This is a genomic window from Streptomyces sp. NBC_00385, from assembly GCF_035917155.1.
In the GTDB taxonomy this organism is placed as follows: domain Bacteria; phylum Actinomycetota; class Actinomycetes; order Streptomycetales; family Streptomycetaceae; genus Streptomyces; species Streptomyces poriferorum.
The window spans coordinates 1,404,492-1,416,564 of the sequence record NZ_CP107951.1; the positions used below are offsets into that span (position 1 = coordinate 1,404,492).

At 71.6% G+C, this 12,073-nt stretch carries 13 protein-coding genes; 9 read left to right on the forward strand and 4 right to left on the reverse strand.

Going from position 1 to position 12,073, the window contains the following annotated elements; all coding sequences use genetic code 11:
- The first annotated feature begins 110 nt into the window (after positions 1-110).
- The 8 genes from OG959_RS06120 (at position 111) to OG959_RS06155 (ending at position 8,409) form a co-directional block, all read left to right on the forward strand.
- Positions 111-1,022: a polyphosphate polymerase domain-containing protein gene (locus OG959_RS06120; RefSeq protein WP_442805542.1), complete on the forward strand. Its 912-nt coding sequence runs from the start codon at positions 111-113 to the stop codon at positions 1,020-1,022.
- Positions 1,019-1,696 carry a DUF4956 domain-containing protein gene (locus tag OG959_RS06125; RefSeq protein ID WP_306106195.1) on the forward strand — a complete coding sequence of 226 codons (678 nt, stop codon included), beginning with the start codon at positions 1,019-1,021 and terminating at the stop codon, positions 1,694-1,696. The genes OG959_RS06120 and OG959_RS06125 overlap by 4 nt, the downstream gene beginning before the upstream one ends.
- Complete coding sequence (locus tag OG959_RS06130) at positions 1,693-3,432, forward strand: CotH kinase family protein (protein ID WP_326657107.1); 1,740 nt, start codon at positions 1,693-1,695, stop codon at positions 3,430-3,432. Before OG959_RS06125 ends, OG959_RS06130 begins: the two co-directional genes overlap by 4 nt.
- A 174-nt stretch (positions 3,433-3,606) precedes the next feature.
- A complete protein-coding gene (locus tag OG959_RS06135) occupies positions 3,607-4,326 on the forward strand; it encodes a response regulator transcription factor (RefSeq protein ID WP_326657108.1) in 720 nt (239 codons plus the stop codon).
- Positions 4,327-4,349: 23 nt separating this feature from the next.
- A complete protein-coding gene (locus OG959_RS06140; RefSeq protein ID WP_326666241.1) occupies positions 4,350-5,870 on the forward strand; it encodes a sensor histidine kinase in 1,521 nt (506 codons plus the stop codon).
- Between the two features lie 81 nt (positions 5,871-5,951).
- Positions 5,952-7,325 carry an alkaline phosphatase PhoX gene (locus OG959_RS06145; protein ID WP_326657109.1) on the forward strand — a complete coding sequence of 458 codons (1,374 nt, stop codon included), beginning with the start codon at positions 5,952-5,954 and terminating at the stop codon, positions 7,323-7,325.
- A gap of 40 nt (positions 7,326-7,365) precedes the next feature.
- Complete coding sequence (locus OG959_RS06150) at positions 7,366-7,524, forward strand: hypothetical protein (protein WP_326657110.1); 159 nt, start codon at positions 7,366-7,368, stop codon at positions 7,522-7,524.
- A gap of 21 nt (positions 7,525-7,545) precedes the next feature.
- Complete coding sequence (locus OG959_RS06155; RefSeq protein WP_326657111.1) at positions 7,546-8,409, forward strand: polysaccharide deacetylase family protein; 864 nt, start codon at positions 7,546-7,548, stop codon at positions 8,407-8,409.
- 79 nt (positions 8,410-8,488) lie between these two features.
- Here the strand turns inward: OG959_RS06155 and OG959_RS06160 are convergent, their stop codons facing one another.
- The 4 genes from OG959_RS06160 to OG959_RS06175 form a co-directional block, all read right to left on the reverse strand.
- Positions 8,489-8,680: a hypothetical protein gene (locus OG959_RS06160; protein WP_326657112.1), complete on the reverse strand. Its 192-nt coding sequence runs from the start codon at positions 8,678-8,680 to the stop codon at positions 8,489-8,491.
- Between the two features lie 178 nt (positions 8,681-8,858).
- Positions 8,859-9,530, reverse strand: a complete 672-nt coding sequence (locus tag OG959_RS06165; RefSeq protein ID WP_326657113.1) for an ABC transporter — start codon at positions 9,528-9,530, stop codon at positions 8,859-8,861.
- Complete coding sequence (locus OG959_RS06170) at positions 9,527-10,342, reverse strand: ATP-binding cassette domain-containing protein (protein ID WP_326666243.1); 816 nt, start codon at positions 10,340-10,342, stop codon at positions 9,527-9,529. The genes OG959_RS06165 and OG959_RS06170 overlap by 4 nt, the downstream gene beginning before the upstream one ends.
- A gap of 59 nt (positions 10,343-10,401) precedes the next feature.
- Complete coding sequence (locus OG959_RS06175; RefSeq protein ID WP_326657114.1) at positions 10,402-11,079, reverse strand: AIM24 family protein; 678 nt, start codon at positions 11,077-11,079, stop codon at positions 10,402-10,404.
- A 71-nt stretch (positions 11,080-11,150) separates the two neighbouring features.
- Here OG959_RS06175 and OG959_RS06180 point away from each other — a divergent pair, with 71 nt between their 5' ends.
- Positions 11,151-11,918 (forward strand): peptidyl-tRNA hydrolase, encoded by a 768-nt coding sequence (locus tag OG959_RS06180; protein WP_326657115.1) that lies wholly within the window; start codon positions 11,151-11,153, stop codon positions 11,916-11,918.
- Positions 11,919-12,073 lie beyond the last annotated feature (155 nt).

A 12,073-nucleotide genomic window follows, 5' to 3' on the forward strand; every position in this document is an offset into this window, starting at 1 on the left:
CATCTTGAATCCTCCTGTAATACACCCGGGTTTCTCATCGCTTCCTCATCCGTCGTTGGTTGCGTGACGCGTGCCGGCCGGTCCGGCACGGACGACGAAGGAGGCGCACGGTGTCGCAACCCGACACGGCTCCGTTCCGGGAGCCCGCCCAGGGGCGCCCCGAGGACGACGAGGACCCCCCACCGCTGCATGTCGCGAGCAGGCTGCACGCGTTCAACAGATACGAGCTCAAGTACCTGGTCCCCGTGGACCTGGCCGCGGAACTCCGCGACGAACTCGCGGAGCGGATGGACCGTGACCTGAACAGTCCGGCCGGCGGCTACGGCGTGTGGAGCCTCTACTACGACTCACCCGAGCTCCGGTTCTACTGGGAGAAGATCGAGGGTCTCAAGTTCCGCCGCAAGCTGCGCATCCGGCACTACGGCGAGCCGGACGGTGTCTCGGACGCCTCGCCGGTGTGCGTCGAGATCAAGCAGCGCGTCAACCGGGTCACACAGAAGCGCCGCATCACCCTCCCGTACGGCACGGCCCGTCAGCTCTGCGACGGGCGGGAGCTGGTGGAGCACTCGCCGAAGGAACGCGCCTTCATCCACGAAGTGCTCGACCTGGTGGTACGGCTGAACCTGCGCCCGACCGCGATCACCGGCTACCAGCGCGAGGCGCTGGTCGGGCGGGGCTCGGACACCGGCCTGCGCGTGACCTTCGACCGTCGTATCAGGGGCCGTGACCGGGACTTCCACCTCGGTCAGCCGCATCCGGAGAACCGCTTCACCGTCCCGCCGCACATGTCGGTGATGGAGGTCAAGGTCAACGAGCGCACCCCTCACTGGATCACCGATCTGGCCGCCCGCCGCAATCTCAGCCTGGTGCGGGTCTCCAAGTACGTCCAGTCGATCGAGGCGTTCGGCCTGGCGCCCCGGTCCGTCTTCCATCTCGACGAGGCGGACTTCCCCCCGCCCGCCGCCCCCCTCGACACGCAGGTGCCGGCGCACGAGCCGCCGGTGAAAGCAGGAGCACAGTGAATCTCGAACTGCAGGAACTCAGCGGGACGTTCAGCGTCACCGACGTCGTCGCGGCGATGGTGCTGTCCTTCGTCCTGAGTACGGTGATCGGCTACGTCTACCGGTACACCCACCGGAACGTGTCCTACAGCCAGTCCTACGTCCAGACCCTCGTCATCGTCGGCATGATCGTCGCGCTGATCATGCTCGTCGTCGGGTCCAACCTCGCACGGGCGTTCTCGCTGGTCGGTGCGTTGTCCGTGGTCCGGTTCCGTAACGCGGTCAAGGAGACCCGGGACGTCGGCTTCATCTTCCTGGCCATGGCGATCGGCATGGCCTGCGGTGCGCGTTTCTACACGCTGGCCGCCGTCGGTGCCGTCGTCATCTGCGTCGTGGTCGTCATCATGCACAAGTTCGACTGGTTCGCCCTGAACGTCCAGCGCCAGGTCGTCAAGGTCCAGGTCCCGGCGGGCGAGGACTACACCCCCGGCATACGTGACGTGCTGATCAAGTACACCACCGAGTTCGAGCTGGTGAGCACCGAGACGATCCGGGGCGGGGCGCTGAACGAGGTGTTCTACACGGTCCGCATGAAGAAGGGCACCGAGCCGGGCGACCTGGTCACCGCGCTGCAGGAGCGCACGTCCGGCCAGCGGGTGACGGTGCTGACCGGTTACGACACGACCGACCTGTGAGCCCGGTCGACGGAACGCCCCGAAGGCGACGGCTGCGCGACCGTGTGCCCGTACGGGTGCGGCACCACTGGAAGCCGGCCGGGGCGCTGTGCGCGGGACTCGCGGTGATGCTGTACGCGTTCGGCGACGCGCGCATCTCCCCGTACGTGACCTCCGCCTCGCGGGTCGAAGCGGACACGATCACGGAGAACGTCAGGGGAACGGTCGGGCTGTACGACACCGCGGTGCGGCACTCCATCCAACTGGAGTACAACCAGACCGACTTCGACAAGATGATGAAGGAGTTCAAGAAGGACGGGACCAAGGACTCGATCCCGGCCGACCTCACCGTCGACGGGGTCTACCTCCAGGACGTCGGCATCCGTCTCAAGGGCAACTCCACCCTGAGGTCCCTTCAGGGCACCGGAGGGATGCCCGGCGGGGGCGGCGGGGGCGGCGGGGGCGGCGGACAGAACGGCTTCCCCGGCGCCGGCGAAGCGAGCGGGGGCGCGCAACTGCCCGGCGGCGCGCAGCCGCCCGGCGGCGGTCAGGCGCCCGGCGGCGGTCAGGCGGCCGGTGGCGGTCAGGCGGCCGGTGGCGGTCAGGCGGCCGGTGGTGGTCAGGCGGCCGGTGGTGGTGGGCGGGCCGGCGGTGGCGGGATGACGCAGTACAACCTGTCCGCGGACAAGCCGGAGGAACTCCCCTGGCTCATCAAGATCGACGAGTACGTCGAGGGCCGCGCCTACCAGGGCGAGCGCGAGATCTCGCTCCGTCCGGGCGCCAATGCCCAGGTGCCCGTCAACGAGGCGCTGGCGCTCTCGCTGATCGACGGGACCGGGGAGCCGGCCGAGCGGTACGGCTTCTCGACCCTGAAGGTCAACAACCGGCCGAGCGCGGTGCGTCTGATGGTCGAGAACCCCGACACCGAGTACGCCGAGGCCGTCGAGGGCGAGTCGGTGGTCTACAAGGCCAGGGCGGGCGGCACGTTCGCCTACCAGGGGGACGACCCCTCGAAGTACGAGACGTCCTTCCGTCAGCTGAACAAGGTCGGCAGCCAGGACCTCGAACCCGTGATGAAGCTGACCAAGTGGGTGGAGAACTCCTCGGACAAGGAGTTCGCCGCGAACCTCGACAAGTACGTCGACGTCGACTCGTTCGCCCACTACGTCGCGACGCAGAACCTGCTGATGAACTTCGACGACATGGCCGGCCCGGGGAAGAACTACCTCCTCGGATACGACCTGAACACCAAGAAGTTCTCGGTGCTCGGCTGGGACTACAACCTCACCTTCAGCGGGGACGCGACCGCCGGACCCGACGACGAGATGAGCATGGGCGGCGGCGGAGGCCGCCCGGGCGGTCAGGCCGGCCAGGACGGCGGGCAGACCGGGGAAGCCCCCGGGGGCATGCCCGACAGGGCGAACATGCCTGACATGCCCGACGGGGCGGGCGGCCCGGGCGCGGCCGGCGACGGAGCCCAGGGCGCGGGGCGCGGCGGCGGGATGTCCGGGCACGCGCTCAAGGAACGCTTCCTCGGGCTCGACGCCTTCGACGCGGTCTACAAGAAGGCGTACCAGGACCTGTACGAGAAGTTCTTCGCCTCCGGCAAGGCCACGAAGACGCTGAAGGACCTCGCGGCGCAGGCCGAGCGGGCCGGCGTCCCCGCCAAGGACGTCGCCACCGTGGTGGGCACGCTGCGCACCACGGTCGCCTCGCGGACCACGGCCCTGGCGAAGAACAAGGAGGTCACCGGCTGACCGACGGCGCGCCCCGGCAGGAAGCCCCCTTCCGTGCCCGGGCGCGCCGCAGCCGTGCCCGCGGTTCCGGTTCCTGTGAACCCGCACATGTTCGCCGACTACCATCTCGCGCACCGCACAGCGCCGCCTCGCCCGGCGTGCGTTCCGTCCGTACACCGCGAGGTGATCCGACCCATGGGCGCGCAGTCAGCCCGGCACACCGTCCTGGTCGTCGAGGACGATCCGAGCATCCGCACCCTGCTCGCCTCGGCCCTGAACGCGGCCGGGTACAGCGTCGCCTCGGCGGCGGACGGGCGGGAGGCCTTCGGCGAGACCGGCCGCTGCCGGCCGGACCTGATCGTGCTGGACGTGACGCTTCCGGACACCGACGGGTTCGCCGTGACGCGCGAACTCCGGTCCCGGGGCGACTACACGCCCGTGCTGTTCCTCACGGCCCGCACCGACATCGAGGACCGCATCATCGGGCTCAGCTCCGGCGGCGACGACTACGTCACCAAGCCCTTCCACATCCAGGAGATCCTGCTGCGTATCCGCGCGATCCTGCGCCGCACCGGCGGAACTCCCCGGCCGCCGGCCGAGCACCCGCCGCTGCGTTACGCGGACCTGCGGGTGGACCGCGACCGGCACACCGTCCACCGTGCCGGGCAGCCCGTGCAGTTGTCCCCGACCGAGTTCCGGCTGCTGGTGTGCCTGGTGTCCCGTCCGGAGACGGTGCTGGAGAAGCGGGAGATCCTTCAGGAGGTCTGGCAGTACGGCTTCGCCGGGGACACCCGCATCGTCGACACGTACATCAAGAACCTGCGCCGCAAGACCGATCACACCGGGCCGCCGCTGATCCACACCGTGCGCGGTGTGGGCTACTGCCTGCGGCTGCCCCGGGCGGACGCGCCGTGAAGCTCCGGCTGCGGCCCCGCTCGATGCGGACCCGCCTGGTACTGATCTCCACCGTGCTGGCCACGGCCGCCGTGCTGGCCTCCCAGGCGGCCGGGCTGACGGTCATGCGCTCCTGGCTGACCGGCCAGATCGACCACCGCCTCACTCATTTCGGTCCGCCTCCCCCGTTCCTCGCCGAGCCGGCCCATGACAGGGCTTCCGGCGCGCCCCGGCCGTTCCCCCGTGAGGACGCGCTGCCCTCCGACTACCGGGTCTACTTCTACGGGGCCGACGGACGGCTCCGGCGGGATTCGCTCGGCAGCGGAGACGGCCGTCCCCTGCTCCCCGCGGCCGTGTCCGCCCTCCCTCTCGCCGACGGGCGGCCCGCCACCGTACCCGCCGGCCGCGGCTCGTCGGACTGGCGGGTGATCGCCCGTACGGGCCCCGACGGCCTGCGCTTCGTCGTCGCACTCCCCCTGGACACGGTCGAGGGCGCCACGTCCAAACTGCTGTGGTTCAGCCTCGCCATCGGTGTCGTGGCCGCCGCCGGCGTCGGGCTGCTGGGGAGCGCGGCCGTACGCCTGGGACTGCACCCCCTGGACCGGATGGAACGCACGGCACGGCGGATCACCGGCGGCGAGCCGGACCTGACCGTCACCGACACGGATCCGCGTACGGAGACCGGACGGCTCGGCATCGCGTTCAACACGATGCTCGGCCAGGTGCGGGCGGCCCTGCACCGCAAGGACGCGTCGGAGCAGCGGCTGCGCCGGTTCATGGCGGACGCGGGCCATGAACTGCGCACACCGCTCACCTCCATCCAGGGGTTCGCCGAACTGCTCGTCGAGCATCCCCGCCTCCCGGCTGCGCGCCGGCGGGAAGCGCATGAGCTGATCGCCCGGAACGCGGAGCGGATGAGCCGCCTCGTCGACGATCTCTCCCTGCTGGCCAGGCTGGGTGACGCACCGGTGGCGCACCGGGAGAGCGTGGACCTGCTCTCCCTGGCCGCTGACGGGGTCGGCGCGGCCGTCGTCGCGCATCCGGGGCGGGACGTGCGGCTGGCGCCGCTGACCGGCGGGGGCCCGGACGGCTCCCCGGACGTACTCGACGTGGTCGAGACGCTGGGTGACCCCCATCAGCTCGCGCAGGTGATCGCCAATCTGCTGGCCAACGCGTGCGTCCACACACCGCCCGAGGCGCGTGTCGAGGTGCGGGTCGGCACGCTACGGACCGGTCCGGACACCGGAGGGACCGACCGGCCGGGCCGCAGCAGCGCCACGGGAGCACTGCCCCCGGACGTACCGGCGTGCGTGGTGGAGATCGCGGACGACGGTCCGGGACTGCCGGCCGGCACCGCCCGGCAGGTGTTCGAACGTTTCTACCGCGGGCCCGCGACGGGCGCGGACGGCCCCCTGCCCGGTTCGGGTCTCGGCCTGTCCATCGCCTCCACCATCGCCGAGGCGCACCGGGGCCGGCTCGAACTCGACACCCGGCCGGGCGCGGGATCGACCTTCCGTCTGCTTCTGCCCCGGAGCGTCGGGGCAGGATCGGCCACTCGGCCGTGACAACGTTCACCGAGGGCCTCGAACGGGCAGGCCTGCTTTTGACAATGCCATGTCACCTGTCCGCCAACAGGGAGTTGCCCCATGTCAACCGCATCCCGACCTCTCGCGACACGCCGTCAGGTCCTGGCCACGAGCGGCGCAGCCGCCGCGATCGCCTTCACCGGGGCCTTCACCGAACTCTTCGCGGGGACGTCCGCCGCCCGCGGCCACGCGGGTTACGGCCCGCTGGTGCCCGACCCGGACGGACTCCTCGACCTGCCGAAGGGCTTCCGCTACCGGGTGCTCTCCCGGGAGGGCGACCCGCTCCGCTCCGGCGAGGGCCCGGTCCCCAGCCACTGCGACGGCATGGCGGCCTTCGCGGGCCGGCGCGACCACGTCCAGCTGGTACGCAACCACGAGAACCGGGTCGACGCGGCGATCTCCGTGCCGACCGTCAGGGGGCTCACCTACGACCCGATGGGCAAGGGCGGCTGCACGGCCCTGGAACTGGACGGCCGTAACCACGTCCTCGGCGAACGCGTCGCCATCGCCGGCACCGCGGTCAACTGTGCTGGTGGCCGTACCCCTTGGGACACCTGGCTCACCTGTGAGGAGACCGAGGACAAGGCCGGCACCAACGGCTACACCAAGGACCACGGCTTCATCTTCGAGGTGGACGGCGCGAATCCGCACCGCACCGGCGCCGTTCCGCTGACCGCCATGGGCCGCTTCCAGCACGAGGCGATCGCGATCGATCCGCGCAGCGGCGTCGTGTACGAGACCGAGGACGCGTTCGAGAAGCCGTTCGGGCTCTTCTACCGCTTCCTCCCGGAGAAGCCGCTCGGCGGCACGGGCTCGCTGCGGGCCGGCGGCCGGCTGGAGGCCATGCGGGTGCCGGGGGTCCCCGACCTCTCCGCGGTCCAGGAGACCGGGACGAGTTTCGAGGGCATCGAGTGGGTTCCCGTGCCGGACCCGCTGGCCGCCGAAACGGCCATCCGCTTCCAGGACTTCGGGCCGAAGGGCATCACCCACGGCCAGAAGCTGGAGGGCTGCTACTGGGGCGGCTCCTCGGTCTACTTCGTCTCCAGCTTCGCGCACAGCGCGGAGGGCTCGGCCGCCGACCACTTCGGACAGGTCTGGCGGTACGAGCCGAAGCGTCGCCGGCTGACCCTGGTCATCGCCTTCGGCCCGGACACGGACATCCAGCTGCCGGGCGAGTCCCCGGACAACATCTGTCTCGCCTCCGACGGCGGACTGATGGTGTGCGAGGACGGCGGCGGGGCGCAGCACGTGTTCGGCCTGACGCGGGGCGGCGAGGTGTACGCGATGGCCCGCGGCCGGCAGAACATCGGGACGGCCGAGGAACCGGAGTGGGGCGAGTTCGCCGGGGTCACGTTCGCACCGGACCGGGAGACGATGTTCGTCAACTGCTACACGCCGGGGACGACGTTCGCGGTGACGGGTCCATGGCGCTGACGCGCTGACGCACCGACACCGGCCGACTCAGCACAGAGGCGTGGCGGCGCGCCCCGTTCCCGACGCGGACGGCACCGTGGAGCCGATCCGGTCCGACCGACGCGGGCGCGCCGGTGCGGTGGCACGCGGCGCCACCCGCCCGGCCGAACGCTTCACGGCGCAGGCCGATCCCAGTCAGTTGATCGGCTATTTTCCGTGAGTGACAAACTTTGTACGGAAAATGACGGTTACGACCGTTCTTGGAGCGGTCCTGGGTGGCGGGCTCGTCGCCTGCGCGGCCTCGGGCGACTCCCGTGGTGACCGGCACACGGACGCGGACCGTACGACCGCCGCCGCGCACGCCCCGGTCCACGCGCCGTCGGCGACGCCCCGGCCCGTGAGGAAGCCGCCCACCATGGCGCCCGGCCCCGCCGGCCTCACCCCGGTCCTCGAACGAGGACCGCAGCACGCGGACAAGGTCGTGGCGCTCACCTTCGATGCGGACATGACGGCCGACGAGGGGCCGCGCGCGGCTGCCGGTGAGCACTTCGACAATCCCGGACTGATCGCGCTGCTGCGCCGGCTGAAGGTGCCGGCGACCGTCTTCATGACCGGCCGGTGGGCCGAGGAGTACCCCTCCCAGGCCCGCTCCATCGGGACGGACCCGCTCTTCGAGATCGGCAACCACTCGTACAGCCACTACGCCTTCACCTCACCCTGCTACGGGCTGCCGAGCGTGGCGGAGGGGGCGGTCCACGACGAGGTGGAGCGGGCCTTCGGAGCGATCCGGAAGACCGGCGCCCGGAATGTCGTGCCGTACTTCCGTTTCCCCGGCGGCTGCTACGACGACGCCACGCTGCGCGCGCTCGCGCCGGAGAAGGTGACCGCGGTGCAGTGGGACGTCGTCAGCGGTGACGCCTTCGCGACGGACGCGGACGCGGTGGCGCAGCAGGTGCTGGACGGGGTGAAGCCCGGATCGCTGGTCGTCATGCACTGCACCCGCAGCGCGGCTCCGGTCACGGACGAGGCGGTCGGCCAGGTGGTTCCGGAGCTGCGGAAGCGTGGATACCGCTTCGTGAAGGTGTCGGAGCTGATGGCCGGCTGACCCAGGGCCTTTCGTCTGGATCGGGCCGGACCCCGCGCGCTCGGCATGATCCGAACAAGAGGCCCCGGCACGGCGTGCGTCAGCCGGAGCAGGCCGTGCGCTGGGCCTCCTGCCACTCGCAGACCGGGCAGAGCGTGATGCCCTTGACGGACTCGGCGTACTCGGTCGGCTTCCGGCACAGCACGCACTCGGCGTACGGAGGGCCTTCGGCGGTGCCGGGCGTCGGAACGGCCGGTGCGGCGCGGGGCGACTCGTGCGCGGGTTCGTTCATGCGGACGAGCCTAAGGGCTGTCCCGCAATTCCTGGCGGGCGCACGACGACAGCTACGGCACCTCGCCGCGTTGTCGAAACGCCCGAATACATCCAGTATGCGGGCGCCTCTCCGCCTTGCGATGCACCGCATCTGACGCCGTGCGCTGATCCACCAGGAATTGCGGGACAGCCCTTACTCAGCCGCGCGTCGACGTGAGCCGGCAGGCGAGCACGGCCGCCGCGGTCGCCACGGCCACCGCGCCGAGGAGCGGGAGAACCGGCACCTCGACGGCGCCGGTGTGCGATCCGGTGACCAGCCCCGTCACCGCGTACTTCGCGGGTGACCCGCTCGTCACCAGGGCCAGCAGCGCCGCGAGCACGGTCGTCGCGACGGACCAGCCGCGCCGGTGCAGCAGCGGCCGCGCGCACAGCGCCCCGACCGTCGCTCCCAGCAGGACGCAGCAGGCGGCGGCGAGCAGCCCGGCCAGACCGGCGGACGGCAGCGGAACCTCGACCGTGTGGTCCGTGCTCGCCGGCTCACTGATCACCAGCACCACCGCGGTGGCGGCCGCGCCCAGGAGCCCGGCGCACCCCGACGCGGCGAGCAGGGCCGCCAGATGGGCCCGCGGCTGCCCGCCCACGGCCGCGGCGACGACCGTCCGGGCGGCGGGCGGTTCCTGGGTGACGCAGACCTGCACGAGCCAGGCGGTGACGGGGAGCAGCCCGGCCGCGGAGTAGCCGAGCGAGTCCAGCACGGGCTGGCCCGAGCGGACGCCGACCCCGAGGAAGGCCACGTACAGGAGCACGGGTGCGAGCCAGCGCTGGGAGCGCAGCAGAAGGGCGGCCTGGTAGCGGACCAGTGCGGTCATGGCGCCTCGTCGTGGCCGTCGGGCACTGTCGAGAGGCTCCTGATGTGCCAGGACGGGCGGGCCGTGAGCAGCGCGCCCACCAGGGCGTCCGAGTGCGCGGACGCGACGGTGAGCCGGATCGCTCCGTCCGCGGCGGCGGTCCGCACGGGGGCGCCGGGCAAGGGGGCGGGGAGTGTCGCACCGGGCGGGCCCGTGACCTCGATCCGTACCCGGGGGCCGGCCGTCGCGCCGGCGGGGACAGGGGCAGGGGGCGCGGCGACGAGCCGGGTCCCCTCGACGCGGAGGGTCACGGCGACCGCGCCCGCGAGCCGGTGCGGGTCGTGGTCGACGTAGACGACGGTGGAGCCCGCGGCCACGCGTGCCGCGACGGCCCGGTCCAGTTCGCCGCGGGCCGCGGTGTCCAGGCCGGTCCAGGCCTCGTCCAGGACCAGCAACTCCGGTTCGGCCAGGAGCGCCTGGGTGACGGCGACCTTCTGGCTGGTGCCCTTGGACAGCTCCGCGAGCGGCGTGCGGGCGTGCTCCGCGGCCCCGAAGCGGGTCAGCCACTCCTGCGCACGCCCGGCCGCCTCGGCCCTGCGCAGTCCGTGGATCCGGCCGAGGTGGACGAGGTAGCCGGCGGCGGTGAAGGGCAGTGCCGCCGGGAACCGCTCGGGGACGTACGCCGTGCGCGGCCGGCCGCCCGTGATCCGGCCCTCGGTGGGGGCGTCGATCCCGGCGAGGAGCCGCAACAGGGTGGACTTGCCGGTGCCGTTGGCTCCCTCGACGCGGACGAGGGAGCGCGGGGGCAGCCCGAGGTCGACCCCGCGCAGCACCCATGGTCCGGCGAGACCGTACCGGCGGCCCACCCCGCTCAGCCTCAGAAGGTCCGTGCTCAGCTGGACGACGTCTTCTCGGTCTTGAGCTCGCTGGGCCGTACGATCACGAACCCCTCCCCCTCCAGCCGCAGCTGGACGGCCTCGCCCGAGCCGCCGCGCAGCATGGAGCCGACGCTCTGCGAGCGGTGCAGCGAGGTGTTCAGGTGGGCGCTCCAGCCGACGACCGCGTCCGTGTCGACGCACACGGGCTGCTGGGGCGTGACGGGGATCACTATGGGATTCCCCTCGCACATCAGGCCGAGCTTCCCGTAGCCGCTGAAGACGCTGTTGAAGAGTCCGCCGCCGGTCATCCCGGCACCCTTCACGGTCTTGATCTCGTACGCGAGCGTGGCGTCGAAACACAGGACGTTGCGGCCGTTGATGGTGAGGACGTCGCCCTGCTCCATCTCCACGATGAAGCAGTTGGCCGCCTCGTGCGCGAACCACGCCTCGCCCTGGCCGCGCACCGCCATCAGCGGCAGCCCCTCGCCCGTGACAGCGCGCTTGAGCATGCCGCCGAGGCCCTGGCCCTTGCGCTCGAACTGGAGGTCACCGCGGAAGGCGATCATCGATCCCTGGCGTGCGTGCATTTCGCCGTTGACCGCGTACTTGATGGATTTGGCGTTCTGCAGGGTCATTCCGGGGGCGGTGGCCTGCTGCGCCATGTGCTCGCTGGAAAAGAGATCGCTCTTCATGCGATGCATCCTCACCCGGAGGGTTTCATTCCGCCAAGAACGCGTTTCGGGGCGGCTGGCAGACTGGACGGGTGAGCAGCAACGACACCCCCGCGTCCCCGTCCGTTCCCGCCGAGTCGCCGTCCGTTCCCGCCGGTCCGCCGGTGGACAGTCCCTTCCGTACGGAGCGGACGGACCGGGACGAAGCGCCCCAGTACGTCCTCCCGTTGGTGGTGCACATCGAGAAGACGGATCCCCCGGCCCGTACCGACGCCCTGCGCACGGCCGCCCGGGCGGTACTGGTGATGCTCTCCGACGAGCGGTCGACGGGCGAGGGCGAGTGGGCGCAGGTGATGCGCGACTGGCAGGACGCCCGGATCCGGAAGGTGGTGCGCCGGGCACGCGGCGCGGAGTGGCGGAAGGCCTGCGCTCTGCCCGGGATCACGGTCACGGGCGACGAGGCCGAGGTGCGGGTCTACCCGCCGGTGCCGCTCGACGGCTGGCCGAAGGAGCTCGCCAAGCTCCAGGTCTCCGGGACGGATCTCGACGACCCCGGACCCCCCGCCGCGCCCGACCTCACCGGCCCGGTCCTGTGGCTGAACCCGGAGCTCGGCATGTCGGCGGGCAAGGAGATGGCGCAGGCCGGGCACGGGGCCCAGCTCGCCTGGTGGGAACTGCCGGAGACGGAGCGCAAGGCCTGGCGCGAGGCGGGCTTCCCGCTCTCGGTCGCCACCCCTGACGCGGACCGCTGGCGGGAGCTCACGGTGAGCGGGCTGCCGGTGGTACGGGACGCGGGGTTCACCGAGATCGCCCCGGGCTCGTGCACGGTGGTCGCCGACCATCCGGCCCTGCGCCGCTGACGGACGGGCGGCCGGGTACTCGCTTCCTCCGCGGAAACGGACCGGCGGCCGTGCCCGCGCCTCGTTCACGGATTCGTCCCGGGCCGTTGAACAACCCGGTCCACCGATACGTACCTCCTGACACCGCCGCACTGGCGATACTGCCCAGTAGGTTG